The 25,102-nt window shown below is 41.5% G+C and carries 24 protein-coding genes; 1 reads left to right on the forward strand and 23 read right to left on the reverse strand.

Going from position 1 to position 25,102, the window contains the following annotated elements; genetic code table 11:
- Window positions 1-80: 80 nt before the first annotated feature.
- The 22 genes from ftsZ to BAA9072_RS23290 form a co-directional block, all read right to left on the reverse strand.
- Entirely contained in the window at window positions 81-1,187 is a 1,107-nt protein-coding gene (gene ftsZ, locus BAA9072_RS23185) for a cell division protein FtsZ (RefSeq protein ID WP_201716932.1), read from the reverse strand.
- A 40-nt stretch (window positions 1,188-1,227) separates the two neighbouring features.
- A complete protein-coding gene (gene ftsA / locus BAA9072_RS23190; RefSeq protein ID WP_201716933.1) occupies window positions 1,228-2,526 on the reverse strand; it encodes a cell division protein FtsA in 1,299 nt (432 codons plus the stop codon).
- A 115-nt stretch (window positions 2,527-2,641) separates the two neighbouring features.
- A complete protein-coding gene (locus tag BAA9072_RS23195) occupies window positions 2,642-3,004 on the reverse strand; it encodes a small basic family protein (protein WP_201716934.1) in 363 nt (120 codons plus the stop codon).
- Between the two features lies 1 nt (window position 3,005).
- Window positions 3,006-3,734 carry a DUF881 domain-containing protein gene (locus tag BAA9072_RS23200; RefSeq protein WP_201716935.1) on the reverse strand — a complete coding sequence of 243 codons (729 nt, stop codon included), beginning with the start codon at window positions 3,732-3,734 and terminating at the stop codon, window positions 3,006-3,008.
- Window positions 3,735-3,809: 75 nt separating this feature from the next.
- Window positions 3,810-4,511, reverse strand: a complete 702-nt coding sequence (locus tag BAA9072_RS23205; RefSeq protein WP_230980985.1) for a DUF881 domain-containing protein — start codon at window positions 4,509-4,511, stop codon at window positions 3,810-3,812.
- Complete coding sequence (locus BAA9072_RS23210; RefSeq protein WP_201716937.1) at window positions 4,495-5,280, reverse strand: cell division protein FtsQ/DivIB; 786 nt, start codon at window positions 5,278-5,280, stop codon at window positions 4,495-4,497. Before BAA9072_RS23210 ends, BAA9072_RS23205 begins: the two co-directional genes overlap by 17 nt.
- Window positions 5,281-5,920: 640 nt before the next feature.
- The gene (gene spoVE, locus BAA9072_RS23215) at window positions 5,921-7,021 is read right to left on the reverse strand and encodes a stage V sporulation protein E (RefSeq protein ID WP_201716938.1); all 1,101 of its coding nucleotides are present in this window, start codon (window positions 7,019-7,021) and stop codon (window positions 5,921-5,923) included.
- A gap of 112 nt (window positions 7,022-7,133) precedes the next feature.
- On the reverse strand, window positions 7,134-8,483 hold the full coding sequence (gene murD / locus BAA9072_RS23220) for a UDP-N-acetylmuramoyl-L-alanine--D-glutamate ligase (RefSeq protein WP_201716939.1): 1,350 nt from the start codon (window positions 8,481-8,483) through the stop codon (window positions 7,134-7,136).
- On the reverse strand, window positions 8,484-9,458 hold the full coding sequence (mraY, locus tag BAA9072_RS23225) for a phospho-N-acetylmuramoyl-pentapeptide-transferase (RefSeq protein ID WP_201716940.1): 975 nt from the start codon (window positions 9,456-9,458) through the stop codon (window positions 8,484-8,486). It abuts the gene before it with no gap.
- A 2-nt stretch (window positions 9,459-9,460) separates the two neighbouring features.
- On the reverse strand, window positions 9,461-9,886 hold the full coding sequence (locus BAA9072_RS23230) for a hypothetical protein (protein WP_201716941.1): 426 nt from the start codon (window positions 9,884-9,886) through the stop codon (window positions 9,461-9,463).
- Window positions 9,886-11,346, reverse strand: a complete 1,461-nt coding sequence (locus BAA9072_RS23235) for a UDP-N-acetylmuramoyl-L-alanyl-D-glutamate--2,6-diaminopimelate ligase (RefSeq protein ID WP_201716942.1) — start codon at window positions 11,344-11,346, stop codon at window positions 9,886-9,888. The genes BAA9072_RS23230 and BAA9072_RS23235 overlap by 1 nt, the downstream gene beginning before the upstream one ends.
- 211 nt (window positions 11,347-11,557) lie before the next feature.
- Window positions 11,558-13,474 carry a stage V sporulation protein D gene (locus BAA9072_RS23240; RefSeq protein WP_230980983.1) on the reverse strand — a complete coding sequence of 639 codons (1,917 nt, stop codon included), beginning with the start codon at window positions 13,472-13,474 and terminating at the stop codon, window positions 11,558-11,560.
- A gap of 173 nt (window positions 13,475-13,647) precedes the next feature.
- Complete coding sequence (locus tag BAA9072_RS23245; protein ID WP_201716944.1) at window positions 13,648-15,840, reverse strand: penicillin-binding protein; 2,193 nt, start codon at window positions 15,838-15,840, stop codon at window positions 13,648-13,650.
- Window positions 15,840-16,208, reverse strand: a complete 369-nt coding sequence (ftsL, locus tag BAA9072_RS23250; protein ID WP_201716945.1) for a cell division protein FtsL — start codon at window positions 16,206-16,208, stop codon at window positions 15,840-15,842. Before ftsL ends, BAA9072_RS23245 begins: the two co-directional genes overlap by 1 nt.
- Window positions 16,209-16,233: 25 nt before the next feature.
- The gene (gene rsmH / locus BAA9072_RS23255) at window positions 16,234-17,169 is read right to left on the reverse strand and encodes a 16S rRNA (cytosine(1402)-N(4))-methyltransferase RsmH (RefSeq protein WP_201716946.1); all 936 of its coding nucleotides are present in this window, start codon (window positions 17,167-17,169) and stop codon (window positions 16,234-16,236) included.
- A gap of 37 nt (window positions 17,170-17,206) precedes the next feature.
- Window positions 17,207-17,638: a division/cell wall cluster transcriptional repressor MraZ gene (gene mraZ / locus BAA9072_RS23260; protein ID WP_034755875.1), complete on the reverse strand. Its 432-nt coding sequence runs from the start codon at window positions 17,636-17,638 to the stop codon at window positions 17,207-17,209.
- Between the two features lie 219 nt (window positions 17,639-17,857).
- A complete protein-coding gene (gene bshC, locus BAA9072_RS23265) occupies window positions 17,858-19,477 on the reverse strand; it encodes a bacillithiol biosynthesis cysteine-adding enzyme BshC (RefSeq protein WP_230980984.1) in 1,620 nt (539 codons plus the stop codon).
- A gap of 88 nt (window positions 19,478-19,565) precedes the next feature.
- Window positions 19,566-19,952: a DUF3397 domain-containing protein gene (locus BAA9072_RS23270; protein ID WP_201716948.1), complete on the reverse strand. Its 387-nt coding sequence runs from the start codon at window positions 19,950-19,952 to the stop codon at window positions 19,566-19,568.
- A 1-nt stretch (window position 19,953) separates the two neighbouring features.
- Entirely contained in the window at window positions 19,954-20,850 is an 897-nt protein-coding gene (locus BAA9072_RS23275) for a ketopantoate reductase family protein (protein WP_201716949.1), read from the reverse strand.
- A 136-nt stretch (window positions 20,851-20,986) separates the two neighbouring features.
- Window positions 20,987-22,528 carry an acyl-CoA carboxylase subunit beta gene (locus BAA9072_RS23280; protein WP_201716950.1) on the reverse strand — a complete coding sequence of 514 codons (1,542 nt, stop codon included), beginning with the start codon at window positions 22,526-22,528 and terminating at the stop codon, window positions 20,987-20,989.
- Between the two features lie 93 nt (window positions 22,529-22,621).
- Window positions 22,622-22,837 carry a biotin/lipoyl-binding carrier protein gene (locus BAA9072_RS23285; RefSeq protein WP_201716951.1) on the reverse strand — a complete coding sequence of 72 codons (216 nt, stop codon included), beginning with the start codon at window positions 22,835-22,837 and terminating at the stop codon, window positions 22,622-22,624.
- Window positions 22,838-22,896: 59 nt separating this feature from the next.
- Complete coding sequence (locus BAA9072_RS23290; protein WP_201716952.1) at window positions 22,897-24,246, reverse strand: acetyl-CoA carboxylase biotin carboxylase subunit; 1,350 nt, start codon at window positions 24,244-24,246, stop codon at window positions 22,897-22,899.
- A gap of 232 nt (window positions 24,247-24,478) precedes the next feature.
- Between BAA9072_RS23290 and BAA9072_RS23295 the strand changes: the two genes are divergently transcribed.
- Complete coding sequence (locus tag BAA9072_RS23295; protein ID WP_201716953.1) at window positions 24,479-24,955, forward strand: N-acetyltransferase; 477 nt, start codon at window positions 24,479-24,481, stop codon at window positions 24,953-24,955.
- Between the two features lie 63 nt (window positions 24,956-25,018).
- Here the strand turns inward: BAA9072_RS23295 and BAA9072_RS24770 are convergent, their stop codons facing one another.
- Entirely contained in the window at window positions 25,019-25,099 is an 81-nt protein-coding gene (locus tag BAA9072_RS24770; protein ID WP_408015236.1) for a hypothetical protein, read from the reverse strand.
- Window positions 25,100-25,102 lie beyond the last annotated feature (3 nt).

Genomic DNA, 25,102 nt, shown 5'->3' on the forward strand with positions numbered 1-25,102 from the left:
AATCAGTTTCTCCGGTTCAAAGGTTTCGCTTGATTGAGACTGGCCGAAGCTCATGGAAATGGGTACCGGCTCCAAATTCTTCAAATGATCGTATAATTCATGAAGGAACTTTTGGATGATACGATCTCTTCACGTTTAGGCTGTTCCCGTTTAACCGATTGACTTGTATTAGGACTTTGATTTGGTTTCATTCCACCAAATGTCGGTCTTGTTTGTTTTGGAGGTTGAATGACCTCTTCGTTGAACCCGGTTGCAATTACGGTCACGACGATATCATCTTTTAAATCTTCGTTGATGACAGAGCCGAAGATCATGTTCACTTCTTGATCTGAAGCAGATGCTACTATATCAGCAGCCTCCTGAACTTCGTAAAGGCTTAATGACGTTCCACCTGTGATGTTCATCAGTACACCCTGAGCTCCGTCGATGGATGTCTCAAGCAACGGGCTGGAAACCGCCTTTTTCGCCGCTTCAGTCGCACGGTTCTCACCAGATGCTGCACCGATACCCATCAAAGCTGATCCTTTGTTCGACATGATTGTCTTAACATCTGCAAAATCCAGATTAATCAGACCAGGTGTAGCGATAAGATCCGAGATGCCTTGTACACCTTGTCGTAAGACATTATCAGCTTCACGGAAAGCTTCAAGCATTGGCGTGCTCTTGTCCACGATTTCAAGAAGACGATCGTTCGGAATAACGATAAGGGTATCTACCCCTTCTTTCATTGCAGCAATACCACCGCTTGCTTGATTTGAACGCTTTCTGCCTTCAAATGTAAATGGTCTTGTCACAACACCTACTGTCAATGCTCCAATTTCCCGGGCGATTTGTGCGATTACAGGAGCTGCACCTGTACCGGTTCCTCCACCCATTCCAGCAGTTACAAAGACCATGTCTGCACCTCTGAGTGCCTCTTCAATCTGCTCTTTACTCTCCTCAGCGGCTTTTTTACCTACTTCGGGATTCGCACCTGCTCCCAACCCCCTGGTTAATTTGCCACCGATTTGCATCTTTATTTCAGCTTTTGATAGATTCAAAGCTTGTGCATCCGTATTGACAGCGATAAATTCAACACCTTGTACACCGTGCTCGATCATGCGGTTTACGGCGTTGTTTCCTCCGCCACCGACACCAATAACTTTTATTGTCGCTAATGAATCTAAATTTGTATCAAACTCCAACATGACAAATCCTCCTAACTCGTCGAATCTATGGATTCCTTATTTATTCAAAGAAGTATCCAAAGAACTTTTTCACTTTTGACATGGCCTTTTCATCTTCATGTTCTTCTTCTTTTACCTTTGCAGGCTTCGGCTTTTTATTCGCTGGTTTTGATTGACGCTTCTCAGCGGCGTCTGCAGGTACTGGTTCCGCACTTACGGATCTCCCCTGCAATCTGGCATTCTTTTGTGCGTATTTAATCAATCCAACTGCTGTCGTATACTGAGGTTCCCGTACACCTATATAATCAGGAATTGCCACACGTACACGATTTTGGAATACGATTTGTGCTAATTCTAACACACCTGGAAGATTTGCTACACCACCAGTTAACACATACCCTCCTGGCAGGTCCCTGATCCCCAATCGTTTCAGCTCATGGCTGATAAGATCCAGAATCTCTTCCAGCCTTGCTTCTATGATATCAGAAATTTCTAATTGATTAAATTGCTGATGTTGATCACTGCCAATAATTGGCACACTGAACACTTCATCTTCTGACGCGTGGTCATAAAAAGCATGTCCATATTTCGTTTTGATTTTTTCTGCATCGTCCGTGGATGTCCGTAATCCTATCGACAAATCTTTTGTAATATGCTCCCCGCCAACGGGAAGTACAGTGGTCGCCTTTAAATGACCCTGTTCGAAAATAGCTATGGTTGTAGAGCCGCCACCGATATCGATTAAAGCAGCTCCAAGATTCTTCTCATCCTTCGATAGAGCAACTGTACCTGCGGCGAGTGGCTGAAGGACGATATCGACTATTTCAAGGCCAGCCTTTTCCACACAACGGAGAGTATTATGTAAAATCGTCTTAGATCCCGTAATGATGGTACCTTCCATTTCCAGGCGAACACCGATCATGCCCCGGGGATCTGTAATCTCATCCAATCCATCAACGATGAATTGTCTTGGGATTACATTGATGATTTCCCTTTCTGGAGGAATAGAAACAACCTGGGCTGCATCCATTACTCTTAAAACATCTTCATCGCCAATCTCCCTGTTATCACTCGATACTGCCACCACTCCATGACAAGATTGAAGTGACACATGGTTTCCAGTAATACCTACAATGACCTGACTTATAGATAAACCGACCATCCTTTCAGCTTGTTCAACTGCCTTCTTGATTGTATGAACAGTTTCGTCTATATCTACGATGGAACCTTTTCTGATTCCTTCTGAGTTCACATTTCCTACACCGATTATGTTTAAGGAATCATTTGTCATTTCACCAATGATTACTTTCACTGTGGATGTACCGATGTCTAGGCTAACGTAAATTTCATTGCTGTTCACTCTATGGCACCTCCTTAAAGAATGTTTATTTGGAACAACAATCCTAGAAAAACATTATTCTAAGTATATCTTAATATGATATTCGTCGTAACAAAAACGATTCCCTTTTAAAATTCTAATTTTTTTCTCTTTTTTCTTGATTATTTGACCAATTGCTAATCAATATTCTTCTAATCACTGCTATGTTTTGGAATAATCTTACTCCAAAAGCAAAAACAGCCGCCAAATATAAGTCTACACCAAGATGTACCCCTAGAAAAGCTAAACTTGCTGCTAGTAAAATATTAAAAAAGAATCCAGAAACAAAGACTTTGTCATCATATATATTTTGGAGGTGGGCACGAATACCGCCAAATAATGTATCCAGTGCTGCCAGGACGGCAATCGATAAATAATTTGAATACTCTTCTGGAATTCTAATATCGGTAAGAAGCCCCAGGAAGACCCCTACTAGCAACCCTAAAACGGGAAGCCACATATTATTCGTTCCCTCCTCTTTCCTTAACCGGTTCCATAAAACGGATTCGGATTGTATCTTTATATTCTGGAACTACCAACTTTTCTAAAGGCTTTGAAATGCTGACACGAAGGTTATCGATAAAGAAATCTTCAACAGATCTTGAAACCTGCATTCGGTTATATAAGTCCTTGGCTGCATTAATATCCTTGGTCAACACTTTCACTTCAAATGGTATTTTCTTGATTGAATTACCGTCCACTTTCGTTTCTCCATTAATATCCCGGATGACGGAAGTGTTGATTAATCGGTGACCATCAATTGCGATATCGACTGCATCATACTGATTCAGCTCATTAACGAGCCTCTCCAAAAGTTCCGGGGAAACATTCTGTACTTTTTCACCGAGCAGGATTTCCTCCATTGATGGCTCTATCGTCAGAATGAGGCCGGGACCTGTTTTTTCCGTCAGGCCCATCTCAGTCTTCAATTCCTCTAAGGTTTGCTTCAATGCCTGTTCAGGACTTGATTGCTGCTCCGTCTTATATTGTTCGATTTTCGCTTCCACAGAACGTGTTTCAGATAATAAATTGGAATTGTCTTCCTTTTCTTTCAAAAGTGCTTCCCTCAGTTCCCAAATATCTCTGGTATCCCGGACAACTGGCTCTTTGACAGTTTGAAACTGAATGGCAATCATAAATCCGATTATGACCGTAATGACGGTAAAGCTGATTTTAAGTTTGTTGTCCATTTATTGCACCTTACTTTCAAAACTGACCCTCACCCTGTAATTCGTCCGTATCATTTACTTCAATGGGAGCCGGGCTCATGATTCACCAATCGTAGGTTCCAGGATGACCGAATTTTCTTTTTTCATTTCAAAGATGATATTTTCATTCACAAGCTGATCCTTCACTCCACCTGTGATATTCATCGCGGAGGATAATACTTCCGGATCTCCGATTGCGGTTATTTTGAACGGAGCAGGGTATTCGATACCATCGATCTGGATAACCGGACCGTTACACAGTATGTATGAATCATGCTTCAGCCTTTGGCCATTAATCGCTACCACAGAAGCCCCCGCTATATATAATTCATTAATCACCTTAAACACATGGTGTTCGTGGACAATATAATTATTCGCATTTTCTTCTTCCGGGTCGTATTTCGCATCGGATAAAGTTACCGTTACGCCTGGACCCTTCACTTTCGTTTTGCCTAAGTACATACGGTACTTTTCCGCATCCTCTGCCAGGTTAAAATAAATTTGTTTCTCTTTAGAGAATTCCTTCTCCATATTGCCGACCTTCTCTTGTTTTTCATAAAGCTTTTCCTGCAGATTATTATTTTTCTGCTGGTACTCAAGAATTTGATCTCTTAACGTTTCTTCCTGTTTCCATTGACCATTTGTCCGATTCCCGAGCTCTCGTTGTTCAGTATTTGCCAGACTGAATGAAAAAGCAAGGATGAAACCCAGAACCAAACATACAAGAGAGAGGATCACATGCTTACCTCTCACCCTCATCCTCTTCATTGCTTTGTTCACCTTCCGTTTCATATGCTCTGAAATAAGAGCCGACCTCCAGATCAATGACCCCTTTTACTGAAGGATCCAATTGGCTGACGATCGAAGGATAATGCACCATCTTTTCTGAGAAGCTTCGGATGGTTGCGCTCACTTCGAATCCATCATTCATAAATAGGGTCAAGTGATATTGATCTGTTTTTTTAGGAACAAGATTGATTTCTGAAATGAGATGTTGAACTTCTTTCGGGAGTTTTCCTAATTCCTTCACCATTTTGATGAGGACTTCATCTTCTTCAAATCCCCTTAATAAAGGAGCATCGACAGGAATCGAACCGGTCCCTTTATCCAGTACCTTCCCATTCTCCAATATGACAAAAAACTTGTTCCCCTTTGAGAGATAGGCTTTTTTATCATATTCATTAATAGTAATCTCGTAAGAATTCGGAAAGGACAATTCCACCTTGGCGTCCTTCACTTCCGGCAGTTTCCTTAATTGTTCCACGGTCTTTTCTTTGTTTACACTCCACACATTCATACCTTTGTCAATTCCACTGTTTTGAAGAACCGTCTTACTTGGTATAAGCTCATTCCCATGGACGAACACTTTGTTTACATGACTTAGAGGCGATTGAAAATATACAACCGACAAAATCATCAGAAAGAATAAAGAAAGTAAAAACAGAAGCCTGCGATTCGCCTTCTTTTTCCTGTGTTGTTTTAATTTAGGAATACGATCTTCAATGGAAACAACATTTTCTTTTTTCATTTCGTTCTCCTCAATTTCACTCTGAATTCATTATGTCATGAATAAGATCAACTCATCACGTCTTATAATGAAAGTACTCTTTACATTGGGATACCCTCTATTCTATACGAAGGAATTCCATGTTAAAAGAGGAACAGAACGTTATTTTCTACCATATACCAATTTATTAAAAAAGGATAAAAAATGAGGGTAGAAGGGTTACGCCGCCTATTCTTGGAGAAATGACCAAAGTTCACCCTAAGATGGATTGTTCATACCACTTTTCGTATATGTACTTTCATTCACTTTTCAAAAGAATGGCCATCCTATGTATTTCACTCTTAAACCCTATTTTAAACAACAATTAAAGCAATATGAATGCATGTCATTGAATTGTAAAAGTTTTGGTTAATAAAAGTAATAAACTCTCCTTTATTTTGAAAAGGTATGATTATAATGCATTAAGTATATGTAATTTATTGTAACATCGAAACTTTAAATATCCTATCGTTATTTCTTTAAAAACATAGTATTTATTCGTTTTTTACATGTAAAAAAGAGATTGACTAGAAAAAAGGGAAGTGGCATGTTGGTGATGGGTATGTTTCACCATTCTGTATTTCCCACTGTTTTTTCTGGCGTCAATCTCTTTTATAAAACACTAATTTCTTGAGTAGCGGCTAATATTCAACAGGACCCCTACCGCCATTAGCATGAGGGTCAATGAAGACCCCCCGTAGCTCAGGAATGGGAGTGTGATTCCGGTGACTGGCATCAGCCCCGTCACTACCCCTACATTGATCATCACCTGGATGGCAATCATGGAAACGATCCCTAATGCTAGAAAGCTTCCAAATAAATCGGGTGCCCCCAGTGCGATCCTGATCCCTCTCCACAAGATTAATGAAAACAAAATAAGTACCAGGGTTCCACCTATAAATCCGAGTTCCTCTGCTAAAATAGCAAATATAAAGTCGTTTTGAGGTTCGGGCAAGTAGAAAAATTTCTGTCTGCTCTGCCCCAGCCCTAACCCGAACAACCCTCCCGGTCCTATAGCATAAAGGGATTGAATGATTTGGAATCCACTATTCAACGGATCCTGCCACGGATCTAAGAATGAGGTTATCCGCTTAATCCGGTAAGGTGCAGAAATGACGAGACCTACAAATCCCAATAAACCAATCATCCCTAGGCCTACAAAATGTTTAATCCGTGCGCCGGATATAAAAATCATCACAACGGAAGTGCCTACCATTACGGTACCCGTTCCCAGATCCGGCTGCAACATGATCATTCCAAAAGCTGTGAATACAAGCAAGAGTGCGGGTAGTACCCCTTTTCTGAAAGAGGTAATATACTTTTGATTCTCTGATAAATACTTTGATAAAAAAGCAATCATCGCAAGCTTCATAAACTCTGAAGGCTGAATGGAAAAGGCGCCTACACCTATCCAGCTCCTCGATCCATTCCTCAGTACCCCGATGCCCGGAATGAGAACGAGTACAAGAAGGACGAAACATACGATAATAATGATCTTTGACCATTTCCTCCAGGTCCAGTATTCTACATTCATTATGAAGAACATAGCGAATAATCCGACACCTGCAAAGAGCACCTGCCTTTTGGCAAAGAAAAAGGAATCATCAAATTTGTAATCTGCCCAGACAGCACTCGCACTGTAAACCATAACCAGTCCAATCGCAAGTAAAGTGAGCGTAACCATAATGAGTATAAAATCGGGAGTCGATTTTTTTAAAGGCAATCCTAAACACCTCGAATAGACAAATTTAGAGCCGTTCGAGCATGGAACACTATTATCCCGGATTGAATGACTGGTTGTGAAAGTATGGATGCTCTATATGGACAAGCCCTTATTAAAGCTTATGCACGGCTTCAATAAAAATGTCACCACGTTGTTCAAAAGTTCGATATTGATCCCAACTGGCACATGCGGGAGACAACAACACGACATCCCCTTCTTGAGCGTGCTCAAAAGCAACAGGAACAGCCTTTTCCACATTATCGACAGGAATAATGGTTTGTATCCCTGCCTTTTCCCCCGTCTTCACGAACTTCTCTGACGTTTCCCCAAAGGTGATCAATGTTTTCACGTTTTTCAAAAATGGAATCAGGTCATCAAATTCATTTCCACGATCCAAGCCCCCTGCAAGCAATATGGTAGGAGATGCAAATGCTTTAAGAGCACTTTTCGTCGCCAAACTATTCGTTGCTTTGGAGTCATTGTAAAATTTTATGCCATTCACTTCCCGCACGAATTGAGTACGGTGTTTCACTCCTCCAAACGTACTCAATACCTTCATGATACTGTCGTTGGATACACCATAGATTTTACATGCAGCAATCGCACAGAGGATATTTTCCAGATTATGCTCACCAGGTAAGACAATAGAGTCCAATTCAACGATTCGTTCACCTTTGAAATAAACCGCCCGGTCCTTAATACAGGCACCACCTTGTACTTCTTTTTGAGTTGAAAAGAGAATCACCTGTGCTTTAGTATTACTAACTGCTTCTTGGACATGCTCTTGGTCACCATTGATGATCAGGTAATCATTTTTAGTTTGATTTTTCGTGATGTTGGTTTTCGCTTTCCAATACTCAGTCAGATCTCCATGGTAATCAAGATGGGAAGCATACAAATTGGTAATAATCGCGACGTGAGGGGCGAAATCCTCAATCCCCATCAGTTGGAAAGAAGAAAGTTCCACCACCATTTTCTCGTCTTCTTTCGCATACTGTGCTACTTCAGAAGCGACGGTTCCGATATTACCTGCTATCAGTGGCTTTTGATCATCTTCTTTCAATATATCGAATAGAAGGGTTGTGGTTGTCGTTTTTCCATTTGTTCCGGTGATTCCGATCATTTCTGCATCTGAAATTAAATAAGCGAGTTCTACTTCTGTTAAAACGGGAATGTTCTTTTCAATTGCCTTTTTGATCAATGGATTGTGGTAAGGGATTCCGGGATTCTTTATGACATATTGAAAGCCCTCATCCAATAGCTCGATGGGATGACTTCCACAGATGACCTTAATCCCTTCCTGAAGGAGCCCCTGCGCTTCCGGATTTTCCGATAAAGGCTTTTGATCATTAACCGTTACAAATGCTTCTAACTTATGTAAGAGAGAGGCAGCACTTACCCCGCTTTTTGCCAAACCTAATACAAGTACTTTTTTATGTTTGAATTTCGTAATGTTTTTCATTTATAACCACACCTCAATATAGATTCCTAATACGGCAAAAAGCAAACCCACAGTCCAAAACGTGACTACGACACGCCATTCCGACCATCCAACCAGCTCATAATGGTGGTGTAACGGACTCATTTTGAAAATTCGTTTTCCTGTTGTTTTGAAGCTTGCCACCTGTAAAATGACAGAAAGAGTTTCAATCACGAATACTCCGCCAATAAGGATTAAAATGATTTCAAGTTTCGTTAAAATGGCAATCGTGGCGATTGCGCCTCCAAGTGCAAGTGAGCCTGTATCTCCCATGAATACTTTAGCGGGATGAGCATTAAAGACGAGGAAGCCCAGAACCGCCCCTACTACAGCCACACCGAAAATGGCAACATCATATTGAGATTGGCTCCATGCAAGTACAGCCAAGGCACCGAAAGCAATCGCACTTGTTCCGGATACCAACCCGTCCAGACCATCTGTCAAATTGACGGCGTTTGAAAATCCAACAAGCCAAAAGATAATAAATAAGCAATAAAACCAGCCTAATTCAAAAGAAATATCCGTTGTTGGAATCGAGACCGTAGTCGGAAAGTCATTTTGTTTAAAGATAAGATAAAAAATCACCGAAATGATAATTTGCCCAAGCAGCTTCTGCTTGGATGTCAATCCTAAATTCCTTTTCATCACAACTTTAATAAAGTCATCCAGGAATCCCAATAATCCAAAACCGACGGTCACCAAAATCATTAAATACGTTTCAGGACCAGGTTCTGAATACTTTCCGGTCATTACAAATGTTGTAATGACAATGGATAATAAGAACACAATCCCACCCATCGTAGGTGTACCGGTCTTTTTTTGATGTGACTCCGGACCTTCATCCCTGATGCTTTGGCCAAACTTTAATCTTCTGAGGAAAGGGATAAATACGGGGGCAAGCAATACAGTTATGAGAAATGCCATTATGATTGTAAAAAAGATCACTTGTTCCATCATTTTCATTCCCCTCCCTTTCCATTGGTTGGATCCTGTTCAAATTCGTTCTTTGATAAATCATTTGTTTGATTTTGTTCAAATCCATTGCTAAGAATAAACTTCGTCATAATTTCCCACTTTTCTTGATTGTAATTTTGTTTATAACTCTCTAGTAAGTCTAAATAGGCCTGGTAAACATCCTCAACCATAAATAAAGGAAAGTGATTCGGAACAAACGATGGAATTCGATCACTCTTCGGCCAAAAGGAAGCAATCGCTCCATTTTCAATACTTTTGAAAAGATTTATTTCATCACCAAAAGGGACATATAGTCCCTTTTTCATTTCCATCCTAGTTGAATTTGAAACTACTAAAAACGCAAAGCCCGGCAGGTGTACTCCTTTTGTTTCGGGAAACAATTTCTTAACTTCATCATAATGAAGCATCATTATATCTCCTTAATGAAGTGCCTTGCGACTTCCCTGTCATCAAAATCGTATACATTATTCCCAATGATCTGATAGGTTTCATGTCCTTTCCCGGCAATCAGGACCACATCTTCGGGTTTAGCATGGTTCAAGGCTTCTTTGATCGCCTCTTTACGATCAACAATCAATTGATATTGTTTACCGAACACTCCGGATTCCATATCCCTCAAGATACCCTCTGGATCCTCGGTCCGTGGGTTATCAGAGGTGAAAATGGCATAATCACCATAGTCACAGGCAATCTCCGCCATGATTGGCCTCTTGATCCTATCCCTGTCCCCGCCACAACCGACCACTACAATCACCTTTCCTTTTGTAATCGACCGGATGGTTTCCAGTACATTCTTTAAACCATCTGGAGTATGAGCATAGTCGACTATGACTGAAAAGGGCTGACCTTCTGAGACTGTTTCAAATCGTCCCCTGACCCCTTTGGCGTTCTCCAGACTCCTTACACTTTCCTCGATTGGTATTCCCGCAGCAAATGCTGTTGCTATGGCAGCCAGAGCGTTGTATACATTAAATTTCCCAGCTAATTTTAATACCATTTCCCGTTCTCCAAATGGAGACACGAGGGTGAAGACGGACTCCGTTGCCCTCAGGACCATATCTTTTGCATGGAAGTCAGCTGCAGGAGACAGACCATATGTAAATACATGGGCGGCTGTGGATCTGATAAAATAATCTGCTGCTTCATCGTCCTTATTAATAATGGCATATTTAGGAGATTTCTTAAAATAAGTATTCCCTAATTGAGAAAACAATAAGCCTTTCGCGTTACGATAATCATCCATCGATTTGTGATAATCCAGATGATCCTGTGTCAGGTTCGTAAACACTGCGATATCATAGTCACAGCCGTGCACACGCCCCTGGTCCAATGCATGCGAGGACACTTCCATGATCGCCGAACGCACCCCTTTATCGCAAAATTGTTTAAATGTCTGCTGCAGGGTTAAGCTGTCAGGGGTTGTATTGTGACTGACTTGCAGCTCATCCCCCACTTTAATATGCAAAGTTCCAATTAATCCTGTCTTCACTCCACTTTGAGTGAAAACGTGATCAATGAGGTGGGTCGTCGTGGTTTTCCCGTTTGTTCCTGTGACTCCCACCAAGAGAAGCTGGTGGGAGGGCTGTTTATAGAAATAGTCTGCAAGAATCGCCATCGCTTTCTTCGTATCGGGAACAATGATAACCGGAACGTCGGCAACCAGTCCCCTCTCTGCAAGAATCGCTGCTGCACCATTCTTCTCTGCCACTCCGGCAAGGGAGTGACTATCGACCTCTAATCCGTTAATACAGATAAATAAATCACCATTCTTCACTTTCTTATGGTGGTTTGCGATGTTTGAAATAGCTGGATTCCCTTCACCCTGTACTGAGAAAAACGGTAGTACTTCCAGCAAAGTGTGCAATCTCATCTTTTCAACTCCTCACAGGTAGAAAGCAACCTTTTTATATTTTACAAAAAAATTCGAATGAAAGCTATCAACCTTTTAAATTAGTTGGATATCTTTTTGATGTCTCCAAAGCTGCCACTTCAAATTCCGGGGCTTTATCATATTCCAAAGCCCCGGCACAAATAAAAAGTATATCATGAAATACCTTTCAAGTAGACCTTCTCCTTCATTATTATTCAGATAGATAGACCCTTACTTTTGAGCCCTGTTTAATTTTCACTCCTGGATCAGGAGACTGACTTACCACTTTTTTTCCGCTTCCGCTTACGTCCAAGTCTAGATTTACGAGTTGTTCCTGTAGTTCATTTTTTGTCAATCCGACCAAGTCAGGAGTTTCGATCAGCGGAGTGTCAGTCCACGTCAATTCTTTTTCAATTTGACCTTTACGCTTCGGCACTCCCATTGCTTCTAAACTATCCCCAATGATACTCCCACCGATCGGGGCAGCTACGACACCTCCGAATTGAATCGTACCTTTCGGATTATCCACTGCAACGTATACAACAATTTCAGGATCATCAGCAGGCGCTACTCCCATAAAGGAAACGATATGATTATTCTCGAGGTATTTACCATCCTTTGCTTTTTGAGCTGTCCCGGTTTTCCCGCCTACACGGTAACCATCTACAAACGCTTTTTTACCGCTGCCTTTTGCAACAACACTTTCAAGCGCTACACGAATCTGCTTGGACGTTTCTTCGGAAATAACCCTTTTCTTTACCTGAGAAGTCTTTCTCATAACCACCTCTCCGGTTGTTGGGTCGATAAGCTCCTTTGCAATGTATGGCTGATACAGCACTCCCCCGTTCACGGCTGCAGATACAGCTGCAACCTGTTGGATGGGAGTTACGGCCACACCCTGACCAAATGCCGTCGTTGCCTGCTCTACCGGTCCCACCCGGTCAAGATTGAATAGAATCCCCTTCCCTTCACCTTGTAAATCGACGCCTGTCTTTTCTCCAAAACCAAAATCATGAATATAACTGAATAATGTTTCTTTTCCTAACCTCTGACCCAATTCGACAAATCCGGGGTTACATGAATTCTGTACCACTTCCAGAAATGTTTGGGTCCCGTGCCCCCCACGCTTCCAACAATGGAGAGTCGATCCTGCCACTTCGATATGACCAGGGTCATGGAACGTGTCTTTATAAAGATCCACCTTCTTCTCTTCCAGAGCTGCGGCAAGAGTAATGATCTTGAATGTAGATCCGGGTTCATAGGTGCTCCATATAGGTAAATTCCGGTTATAAATTTCCTGTGGTACATTACGGAAATTCGCCGGATCAAATGTCGGTCGACTCGACATCGCCAGTATTTCACCGTTATTAGGGTTCATGGCGATAGCAATGATACCATCGGGATTATAAGTAGCTTCTGCGATATCCAATTCACGCTCCACGATTGTTTGCACCTTCGTATCGATGGTCAACTTTAAATCCAGTCCATTTTCCGGTTTTTCAAAGTCATCTGCCATATCAGGCATTCTCTTTCCTTTGGCATCGGAGAAAAATTTCACATAACCTTTATCTCCACTAAGCTCTTCATCATATGAAAGCTCAAGCCCCATCAGTCCCTGATTATCTATCCCTGCAAAACCAAGAACATGGGATAAATAGCTTCCATAAGGATAATAACGCTTAGAATCTTCCCCTAAATAAACACCCTTTAAATTTAAATCCCTTACTTCTTTCGCTTTTTCATAGGATAACTTTCTTGCTTCCTTTATCAATACCATATTGGCTTTCTGTGTTACATATTTATATGCAGATTCAACTGAAATATTAAGGACTGCCGCCAGTTTATCTGCTGTTCCCTGAGGATCTGTGATTTGCCGGGGAACAACAAATATCGTTGGTGCACTTTGATTTCCAGCAAGTTCTACCCCATTACGGTCTACTATTTTTCCTCGTTCAGGTTGAAATGGGATATTTCGACTCCAGGAGTCTTTTGCCAAACCAGTAAGCCAGTCCCCTTTGAAAAACTGAACATACCCCAGCCTGATATCTATGATGGAAAAAATGAGAACTCCTGCTACAAGCGCTATTGCTAACCTCTTTCTTACCGTTACATTTGATACTCTTTTCACGAATGGAACCTCCCCTTCTATGGCTCGTTCCATTATATGCTTGGACTTATTGGGGTATGTTTGAATTCAGTAAAGACTCCTGACGGTTTTTACATATGGGGAATAGCTGTATAAATCAAAGGATTCCATGACGACGAAAAAAGGGTGACCCTGGTAAGAGTCATCCCTTTTCTCTAATTAATCGATTGTTCCTCATCTTCTTTTGGGGCAGATGCTTCTTCGGGGGTCTTGAAGTTGACGACAAGGGGCTCATCTTTCTTGACCTTTTCCCCCGGCTGAATGTTCTGACTGACGGCATATCCATTCCCAACCATATTAATCTTCAGACCTGCGATATTCGCTACCTTAAAGACATCCCTTACAGACCATCCCTTCATATCCGGTATGGTTATGTCGCCATCTGTTTTGATCACGACTCTTTCACCTTCAAGGATGGCACTCCCTCCTTGAGGAAGCTGTTTGACGACCTGAGAACCATTTCCGACTACGATTGGCGAAACCCCTGCTTTTTTAAGCTCTTTTTTCGCTTCTTCCACACTCATTTTTCTTGTTTCAGGAAGAGACTGTTTTTTCAAGCTCACTTTTTCCTGAGGTTTGATGTTTAAGTATTTCAAGCTATTTTGCATAACAGGATTGAAGACGGCAGATACAGGATCTGAGCCGATTTCAGTCGGTTCCAATTCAGGTTGTTGAACACCGACATAGACGATCAATTGAGGATCATCGATGGGGGCCATACCCATAAAGGAGAACAGATAGTTCTCTTTCCCGACCATATACCGGCCATTATCCGGATCCGGAATCTGACCTGATCCCGATTTTCCACCAACGCGATACCCTTCTATGGCAAATCTTTGTCCTGTACCATTTTCAGAGGTGACGGTTGTTTCCAGATACTCTCTTGTCTTTTCAGCAGTTTCTTTTGTAATGGGGCTGCCTGAGACTTCAGGCTTCGTTTCTTTGATGACTTTATTCGTATTGGGATCAACGATTTTAGATATGACATAAGGTTTCATCATTTTACCATCATTAGCAATCGCCGACTCTGCCTGGATCATTTGAAGAGGTGTGACGGTTGTACCTTGACCAAAGATGGTCGTGTACTTTTCAATCGGATAATGATATAGTATCGAACCCGACGCCTCGTTAGGCAATCCTACGTCAGTCGCTTCTCCAAATCCAAAATCATGTAAGTAGTTTTCATATTTCTTAAAGCCGATCTTATCCAGAAGATTCGCAAATGCAACATTGGAAGATCTTTGAACGCCTTCCAGGAATGTAATCGTTCCCCAACCTTCTCCCCCATTGTGATCCCGGATTGGATTTGGAACATTTTCTACATAGAACTTACCAGATTCATAGGTTTCATTTGGATTGAACTTTCCTTCATTCACCGCAGCGGCCAGAGAAAAAGACTTCATCGTGGATCCGGGTTCATAAGTATCTTCCACAATGATATTGGTCCAGTTATCTAAAAGCCCTTCTCTTGTATCTGGATGAAAGGTGGGCCTTTGACTCATGGCCAGAATTTTGCCTGTTTTCGGGTCAGATACAATTGCAAACATTTTCTTCGGCTTGTATTTTTTCTGGACTTCATTCATTGCCTCTTCAAGGAACGTTTGAATCTTTTTATCGATGGTCAGATAAAGATCGTCTCCATCCTCAGGTGGAGTCACATGTTCATCTGCATTAGGCAGGAGATAACCCCATACGTCACTTTTGTACGCAACAGAGCCATCCTTGCCCTTTAATACATCATTAAAGCTTGCTTCTACACCCATTTTTCCTACTGTGGTAGATTTACCGTCTTCGTCCGTTGATTTTTGGGCAAATCCGATTAGATGAGAAGCAAAGGAGCCGTTTGGATAGAATCGCTTCGCTTCCTTCCTGAACGTAACACCAGATATGTCCTCTTCCTTAATTTCAAGCATCTTCTGATGAGATAAATCTCTCCCTGCAGCACCGAATTCCACTTGATAAGGTCCTTTTTGGTTTAAGCGCTCATATATCGCACTTTCCTTCATATCAAGATACTTAGCGAGAACCTTGGCTGTTTTTTCCGGATCGGTCACATGCTTTGGTTTTTTGGGATCACTCGTGATACTTGGATCTAATATCGCAACCAATGTATAAGCGGATGTATCCTCCGCAATAACTTCACCTTTACCGTCAAATATTGTCCCTCGATGCGCTTCCAAAATATGACTTTTAATATATTTTTTTGCCGCTTGTGATGCCAGGACTTTTCCTTCCGCTTCCCCCGTGACCTGAATCGTGACAAAGCGGACCATTAATACAAAAAAGAGCAAGCCGAAAATCCCGAATAGGATGGCTGCCCCTATGTTCATACTTGGCCTTTTTTTCATTATTGTTCAACAACCTTAACATTCTTTTCTTTCAAGTTAAGCCCAAGTTCCTTCGCTTTTTCAAGGATACGCTCATACGTACTCAACTCACTTACTTGAAGCTTCAGGTCATTGTTTGCTTTTTCCTGTTTCTCAATAGTGGTTTCAACGTGCTGTACTTCTTTATTTACATCATAGATAGCGGCCTGGGTCGAAACAATTTGAACGGCCAAGAAACAAAACACCATCGCGAAGATAGCCACAAGGATTTTTTCACCCGGTGTAACAACGGACCTTCTTTCCTCATTCAAACGTTTAGGTTTGGCTTGAACGGACTGATAGGATTTCTCAACTTTTTGTTGCTCAAAATTTCTGGCTAAGTTACTCAAAATTCTCCCTCCTGTTTCCTTCTTTTTATATATTTTTTTCTGCGATTCTTAATTTAGCTGACCTGGCACGATTATTTTCTTCCAACTCTTCAACGCTTGGCAGGATCGGTTTTCTCGTTACAAGCTTAAGCTCTGCTTCATACCCCTCTGGGATAATAGGTAAACCCGGAGGCAAGTCAGGACCTGATGCTTTTTCCTTGAACATCGTCTTACAAATCCGGTCTTCTAAGGAATGGAACGTGATGACACTCACCCTTCCCCCCTTATGCAGAAGCTCAATGGCTTGTTCCAACGAATCTTCAAAGGCTCCAAGCTCATCATTAACGGCAATACGAATCGCTTGGAAGACTCTTTTGGCTGGGTGCCCTCCCTTTCGCCTTGCAGGTGCAGGAATCCCATCCTTGATCAATTCCACAAGTTCCCCGGTGGTTTCAATCGCTTTTACTTCCCGTGCTGCTTCAATCTTTCTGGCAATTTGCTTCGAAAACTTCTCTTCTCCATATCGATAAAAAATCCTGACAAGATCTTCAAACGACCAATGGTTGACGACATCATAGGCCGAAACTTCCCCTTCTAAGTCCATTCTCATGTCGAGAGGCGCATCATGGTGATAACTAAAGCCTCTTTCTGGAGTATCCAGCTGAGGTGATGACACACCAAGGTCGTATAAAATTCCATCCACACTATGTACTCCGAGATGTTCAAGCTCTTCTCTGATATGACGGAAATTTGATTGTACAAATGTTACTCTGTCCTGATAGGATGAAAGCTTTTCTTTTGCATGTTTGATGGCTGTCTCATCCTGATCGAAGCAATACAGATGGCCTTCAGGTGATAGCCGGCTGGCAAGGTATTCACTGTGCCCTGCTCCACCTAGCGTACAATCTACATATATTCCATCCTCTTTGATATCCAAACCATCTACGGTTTCTTTCAATAAAACTGTTGTATGTTTAAACATGTTGACTTCACCTTTCCAATCGAACGTTTTGTGGGGGTTAAATATCAAACCCTACCATATTTTCTGCAAGCTCAGCAAATGAATCTTCAGACTGTGTGAAATAGTCTTCCCATAATGATTTACTCCAAATCTCAATTCGATTGGAAACGCCCAAAATAATGCATTCTTTATCCAATTGGGCATAATTCACAAGTGTTGCTGGAATGTTCACCCTACCCGTTTTATCCAATTCACTTTCGGTTGCCCCTGAGAAGAAGAATCGAGTGAAGGCACGGGCATCTTTCTTTGTAAGCGGCAGGGCTTTAAGCTTTTCCTCTAGGGATCGCCACTCATCCATGGGGTATCCAAATAAGCACTGATCAAGTCCCCGGGTGATGACAAATGAATCTCCCAGATGATCACGGAACTTGGCAGGTACGATTAAACGGCCTTTATTATCAATGTTATGTTGATATTCGCCCATGAACATATGCACTGCCCCCACTTTCTAACACAAATGTACCACATCCCCCCACTTTTCTCCACTCTTTTATGTATTCTTTCTTACCAAAATATTTCCTCTATTTTTCATTAGTGATATTCCTTCTTTTCCAGACAAATTTCCATGAGTGAAATTTGTCTTTATACAACAGAAAAAGGACCAAATTCGCACTTTAAAACGAATTTAGTCCTTTTTATTTTAGTCCGATCATATATATACTACTTTGTGAGTCCCATCAAACGTATAATCCAGTTGGGTTAGATCATTCACGAAGGTGGGGCCGTACTTATTCAGGAAGTAGATGATATTCCAGGTTCTTTCCTGGGGTCCTCCATTTGGTCTGATACCGTTCTCCACTTTCATGAATTGAGTAAAGATTAATGAATGCTTATCCTTGAGCGCATTATCTATTCTTTTCCTTAAATAATCGAATTGACCAAGATGAAAATCAAGATTTTTATCAATAATCGGATTTAAACCTTGATCTATTAAAACTGCCTGTTCACGGATCCGTTCATATTTGCGTTCCAGTTCATTCTGTATTTCTTTCATTTCCGTCTCTAACCCCGGATTTTCAAGAGACTTCCAAAAGGTATCCCTGGCGGTTGAAACCCCCTCTGTAATCACACTGTGAAGCGTTAATTCGAGTTCCTGAATCCTTTTATTGATATCCCTTTCCACGATAGTAATATTTAACCGCGGTACGACAGGAGGCATCTTCAATTCTACAAATTCAAATGCTCTTTTCAACTCCCCCCAGTAGGCAATTTCACCCGGTCCTGCAATAAATGCCAGATTTGGGAACAACCATTCCTGCATCAAAGGTCTTGTGACAACATTATTGCTGAATGCTTCCGGACTTTCATCCAAGATCGATAACAGTTCATTAGAAGTATAGGTTTTCCCTGTATTCTTTTCAAAGAACATATCCCCTTCTCTTTCTAACAACACTCTCTCATTTTGAATTTGGAGGAAAAGATTTGCTGCTGTTTGAGAAATGTCCAATTGCGTATGAAATCCACTCCCCCGAATGTCACCCTGTTGTTCCAGGACCGCATCCGTGATGGACTTACTGTTTTCGATCAGCTGATGAAACCTGCCAGTTTCAAGCCTTCTGAGCGGAGGGTAGGAGGAATCAATGACCAATAACCCGAATTCTTTAAATAGACTCATCACTATATGGGCAAATAAGCGAACGATTGAATCTTCCTGATCTATCATTTTAGTGAGTTCAGAGGAAAGCTGTTTTGTATATCCGGTTTCCCCTAAAATGATCAGGATATCATCAAGCCATTTCTTCATCACTGATTTAGTATACAGAATATGAGAAGTCATCTTTTTTTCAAGTACTCTCTCAGGGTAACCAACCTTCTCGAGATTTGAATCGTTTTCAATGTATATATGATTCACTTCTTGATAATCGTGATCCTCTCCAGCTATCCAAAAAACCGGGACAACGGGGTGTTTCAGTTCCGCTTCCTGCTGCCTGGCCAATTGGATGACTGAAATGATCTTATGTATGGTATAAAGGGGACCCGTTAATAGGCCTGCCTGCTGTCCGGCAACGACTGTTACCGCATTATTTCTCAGCTTCTCAAGTGACGATACTACTTTCTCGGAAGTAGGTAATCCCTGCATATAGGAAGAGATACATTCTGTCAAACCCTCTCTCGGAAATTGACGTGATTTCAAATCCTGCATTCGTTCCTTATAGACTGTAGGGCTGTTGATATTATAGTGAAAAAAAGAAGTGACAGGCTCTTCTTGTTTTAAGTATTTAGAGGCAAACCGGTTTATTGCTGGAATGTTTAAACTTTCCAATTCCATATGAATTACTCCTTTTCTAGCTCTTGATATCCTAACGATGAGTATATCATTACACATAAGGAAAAGGAAAAAACTTGCCTGTTAATTTTTAATTCAAATCAAGAATTCGGAGGATGAGACCTGTGACCATTAGTGAAATGTAGGCGGTGAAGAATATAAGGAAGTTTACACGCCAGAACCCTCTCAGTACTTTTGGGTAGTGGATTTCACCCTTAGCCTTCCAATACATAATGGCAAATAGAACCCCGATCGAGCAGATCACGAGAAAAATGAGCCATAGGTAAGATGTCTGCCAAATGGCAATGACAATAAAGTGAACAGAGACAATTAATAGAAAGGTCGTAATATCAATGGCGAAATGAACCGCTTTCCGATGACTCTTCATGATTTCCTTCGCAAGAATAAAGCTGATGAAATATCCCAAAAATGGGATCATAACGAAAATGGCAATGATCGTAGAAAAAATGGAAGCCATTTTATCCCCCCAAACCTTCTCTTTCTATTCCTTTTACTAATCTGTAAAGTACATTCATGGTAGGTACAAAATGGTGTTCATTATTCGCTTTTTCCAGTAGGACGCCTAGGATTGATTCGATTTCCGTTCTCCGTTGTGCATCTAAATCTTTTAACATGGAGGATTTATTTTGGTATGTATTCCTGCAAATATCCACCACTTTATTGAAAGAAATAACCCCTTCCATTTGAGGAAACAACAGAAGCAGTTCACGGAATAAATCCCGTTGCAGTTGGGAAAAATGCGGGTTTTCAACCAACTTCCCGTTTGCCACACGGGTTAGGGCAGTCAGAGGATTGATTGATACATTGACAAATAACTTGGTTAAGAGCATTTTCTCAAAGTCGTGTTGGATTGAAAACGGGAAGGAATCTAGACTCCTTGATACTATTTCTTCTACAACACCCCAATTTCCTCTAATTAACGCAATATTAGTCACCGCTTCACCTAAGTGATGAATGGTGACATCATTTTCCTTCATTGCCCCATGCTCAACTGAGCCTGCAATCAGATTATGATGAGGTAATGATTTCATCCATTCAACATGCCTGATCCCATTTTGAACAAACAAAAGGGGCAGCTCAGGACCAAGATCTACCAACACCTCATGAAGAGATAGAAGATCATATTCCTTTACGGCGACAATCACGAGGTCTAATTCATGGTTCGCCTCCATACGTTGGACAGCCCTGACTTTTGTTGTGATGGTCGTGCTTTCTTTATGTATTGTGATTCCATCTTTCAACAAAGAACGAACCTGGGACTCTCTCCTCACGATGAGAGTAACATCAAATAATCGTCCCAAATATCCGGCAAATAAAAGACCGACCGCTCCTCCTCCAAAAATTCCAATTTTCATAACTACTCCTTCTCTGTCTTCGTTTATGAACATTTTACCAAATTTACCCCAGTGAGAAAACGTATAGATCGAAAGAATCAGCCACATGAAAAAAAGCTGGCCCGTTCCAATGGAACGAGCCTTGTTATACCTACCCTTATACAGGGTATACAGGATGTTTTCTTTCACTGAATTGAACATCCTTTGTTTCATAAAGCTTATACCGTTGAATCAACACGGACCTTAATTCATTAGGGGACGCAATTTCATCTACAATTAATTCGGAGGCCAATTTGTAAATATCAATATGTTCTTTATATTCCTTTTGTTTTTCCTGCACATACTGAATTCTTTCTTTCGGATCCTCGATGGCCTGGATCTTATTGGAATACACAGCATTTACCGCTGCTTCAGGACCCATGACGGCGATTTGGGCAGTTGGGAGAGCGATGCACACATCCGGATCGAATGCAGGGCCAGCCATGGCATATAAACCAGCTCCATAAGCTTTTCTGACGATCACAGAAATTTTCGTTACCGTAGCAGAGCTCATAGCAGCTATCAGTTTGGCGCCGTGACGGATGATTCCTGCTCGTTCCACTTTGGTCCCGATCATGAATCCCGGTACGTCAGCAAGGAATAATAACGGAATATGGAAAGCATCACATAACTGAATGAATTTAGCCCCTTTATCCGCAGAATCGTGGAACAGTACCCCACCCTTTACTTTCGGCTGATTGGCAATGATTCCGACTACTTTCCCATCTATTCGTGCAAATCCAGTGATCAATTCTTGTGCGAATAGCTTTTTCATTTCGAAGAAGCTTCCTTCATCAATCAACGTATCAATGCAATCATACATATTGAATGGAGCATTTTGATGTTCCGGGATGATATCTTCCAGCAGTTTCTCATGTTTTGGAGCCAGTCCATCTGTAACCTTTGTCTTGTGCTGATAATTCGCCGGGAAATAAGTTAAGTATCTCTTCGCTTCATTAATCGCTTCCTCTTCCGTTGCTGCGAGCAGGTCTCCACATCCGCTTACAGAACAATGCATTTTCGCCCCACCCATTTCTTCAAGGGTTACTTTCTCTCCGATGACTTTCTCTGCCATACGTGGAGATCCAAGATACATGGACGCATTTCCGTCTACCATGATGACGATGTCACAGAAAGCTGGGATATACGCCCCACCAGCTGCAGATGGTCCGAAAAGGATACAAATTTGCGGAACCATCCCCGACATCTTCACTTGATTATGGAATATTTTACCTGCACCCCGCCGATTCGGGAACATATCTAACTGGTCAGTGATACGTGCCCCCGCAGAATCCACTAAATAGAAGATAGGCACTTTTAAATTCAGTGCGGTTTCTTGAATGCGGATGATTTTCTCTACTGTTCTCGAACCCCAGGAACCAGCTTTAACCGTGGAATCATTAGCCATGACGCACACAGTCTGCCCTCCTACCTTTCCGATTGCCGTAACAACTCCGTCAGCTGGTAAGTCTTCTGCCTTATTGTTTGCAAACATACCATCTTCCTGATAATCTCCGTTATCAAACAATTGTTGAAGACGATCACGAACAAACATTTTGTTCTGCTCTTTCAACTTCTCATGATATTTAGGCTGACCACCAGAAGTAATTCTTTCTCTCGTTTCTTCAAGAGTATTGATGTGTGTTTTAGATGTCGACATACTATCCCCTCCGTCGTTAAATGATATGTATAAGAGATTTTAACAGACAAGTCAGAGATCATACGCGACCTCCGACTTACTGTTTATCCGAGGCTATTCTTCGATTACGAGTAATACATCCCCTTCATTTACGAAATCCCCTACACTTACTCTAATCTCAGTTACTTTACCTCCCGCTTCGGCTTCAACAGGAATTTCCATTTTCATTGACTCAAGCATTAGAACCGTGTCCCCTGAGGAGACCTTTCCACCTTGTTCTACCATTACATTTAATACCGTCCCTGCCATTGTTGATGTGATTTCCTTCATGTTTGATTCCTCCAGTTTTCTTCTTAAGTATGATTTGTTACGGAGCATTCCGCTCCTCATTATGTGCGGTTGGCTGTTAAAAAGTCCTGAAGCCATTTTGTCGTATAAGACCCTTCAATAAAGCTGCTATCTTCAATGATATCCTTGAAAAGGGTGACATTCGTTTTGACCCCTTCGATCCTTACCCCTTCAAAGAAGGCTTTCGCTTTATGTAATGCATCGGAGCGGTCATTTCCCTTGATGATACATTTTGAAATCATCGGATCATAGAACGGGGTCACTTTGTTCCCTTCTTCATATCCGCTGTCAATACGGACACCTTCTCCTTCGCCCCATTCCAATGCGCTTAAAAGGCCAGGTGAAGGATAAAATGTCTTTGGATCTTCAGCATATACTCTGAACTCAATAGCATGACCGATATTCTGGATTTCCTCCTGCTTACATAGTGGAAGCGGCTTTCCGTCAGCTACAAGGAGCTGCCATTTAACAAGATCGAGCCCAGTGACCGATTCAGTGACCGGATGCTCTACCTGCAAGCGGGTATTCATTTCAAGGAAATAAAAGTTCTCCTCTTCATCAACGATAAACTCTACCGTTCCTGCGTTGCTGTAACCTACTGCCTTACCAGCCTGTATGGCAGCAGTATACATCTTCTCCTTCGTTTCTTGAGATAGGGACGGAGATGGTGATTCTTCTATCACTTTCTGATTTCTTCGTTGAACGGAACAATTACGTTCGAATAGATGAACTAAGTTCCCATGATGATCTCCAAAGATTTGCACTTCTACGTGTCTTGCATTCTCAATACATTTCTCAAGAAAGACTTCTTCTTTCCCAAAATAGGCTTTCGCACGATTTTTAGTAGAGTCGAAGCTTTGAACGAGCGCTTGCTCATTTTCACAGCGTATCATACCGATCCCACCGCCACCGCCACTTGCTTTGAGCATAACGGGATAGCCGATCTCAAGGGCAACTCCTTTGGCTGCGTCAATTGTTCCCACTCCGCCGTCGCTCCCTGGCACTACGGGAACCGACGCTTCCTGCATCACCCTTCTTGCCTCGACCTTATCCCCCATCTTGTCAATGATGTCGTGGGCAGGACCAATAAATGTAATACCCGCTTCTGTCACCCTCTTCGCAAAGTCGGCGTTTTCTGAAAGAAGACCATAACCAGGATGGATCCCATCCACGTTCTCTTTCAATGCAACTTCAAGAATATTGTCAACCACTAAATATGAACGATTCACTTGTGATTCACCTATGCGGTATGCAACATCCGCTTCTTTTACAAAGGGCATATCCTGATCTGCATCTGAATAAACCGCGACTGTTTGAATGTTTAATTGTTTACATGTTTTGATGATTCTTGAAGCGATTTCTCCCCTGTTTGCAATTAATATCTTCTGCATAATCTCTCCCCTTTCTTCGTAGAGCACTTCTGTTCAATATACGAATTCTACAAAAATCGTCGAAATCCTTCTTCTCTATTGTAAACGTTTTCTTAATTAAGTGCAGAATTTTTTGTTATTTTGTTATATAATAATAATAAATACTTGTTCTAACATTAGTTCAATTGCAAACGGATACATGATCCTTCATGTTATCCTCGAATTTTTTTTAGCATTTTTAGGAGGTCATATAATGGTAGTAAAAGTGGAAAAATTAAAAGTGAATTATAAAACTCTAGAGGAGTTTAAGAAGTTTAAAGAATATGGCGTTCAGGAGTTGTCCATGCTCGAAGACTTGCAGGCGAATATTATCGAAAACGATAGCGAGTCTCCGTTTTACGGTGTTTACTTCGGCGATACTCTGGTTGCTAGAATGAGCTTATATCAACGTAACGCCCGCTTCGATCAGTACTTTGATCCTCCACAGAATTACCTGGAGCTTTGGAAGCTTGAAGTACTGCCAAAATACCAAAATAAAAATTACGGAAAAGCTATGGTAGAATTCGCCAAAAATTTCGGTTTACCGATCAAGACAAACTCCCGCATTAAATCTCAAGGGTTCTGGGAGAAAATGGGCTTCGAAGCCGTCACATACGAAGTGGAAAGAGATTTAGGAGAAAATCCCTACGTATGGTTCCCTAAAGGGGTTAAAGAGCAGAAAATCAGTTAAGATACTAAAAAAAGGCTTGCTCTAGACTGACATAGCGATTTGAGACACATATAAAACACCTCTTTAGGCTGCTTGCGCCCCAAATTCTTTGGGCGTCAGGTAGCCTAATTTTTCTAGGATACGGTCTTGGTTGTAATAGCGCACGTA

It is taken from the genome of Rossellomorea arthrocnemi, from assembly GCF_904424705.1.
GTDB lineage: Bacteria > Bacillota > Bacilli > Bacillales > Bacillaceae_B > Rossellomorea > Rossellomorea arthrocnemi.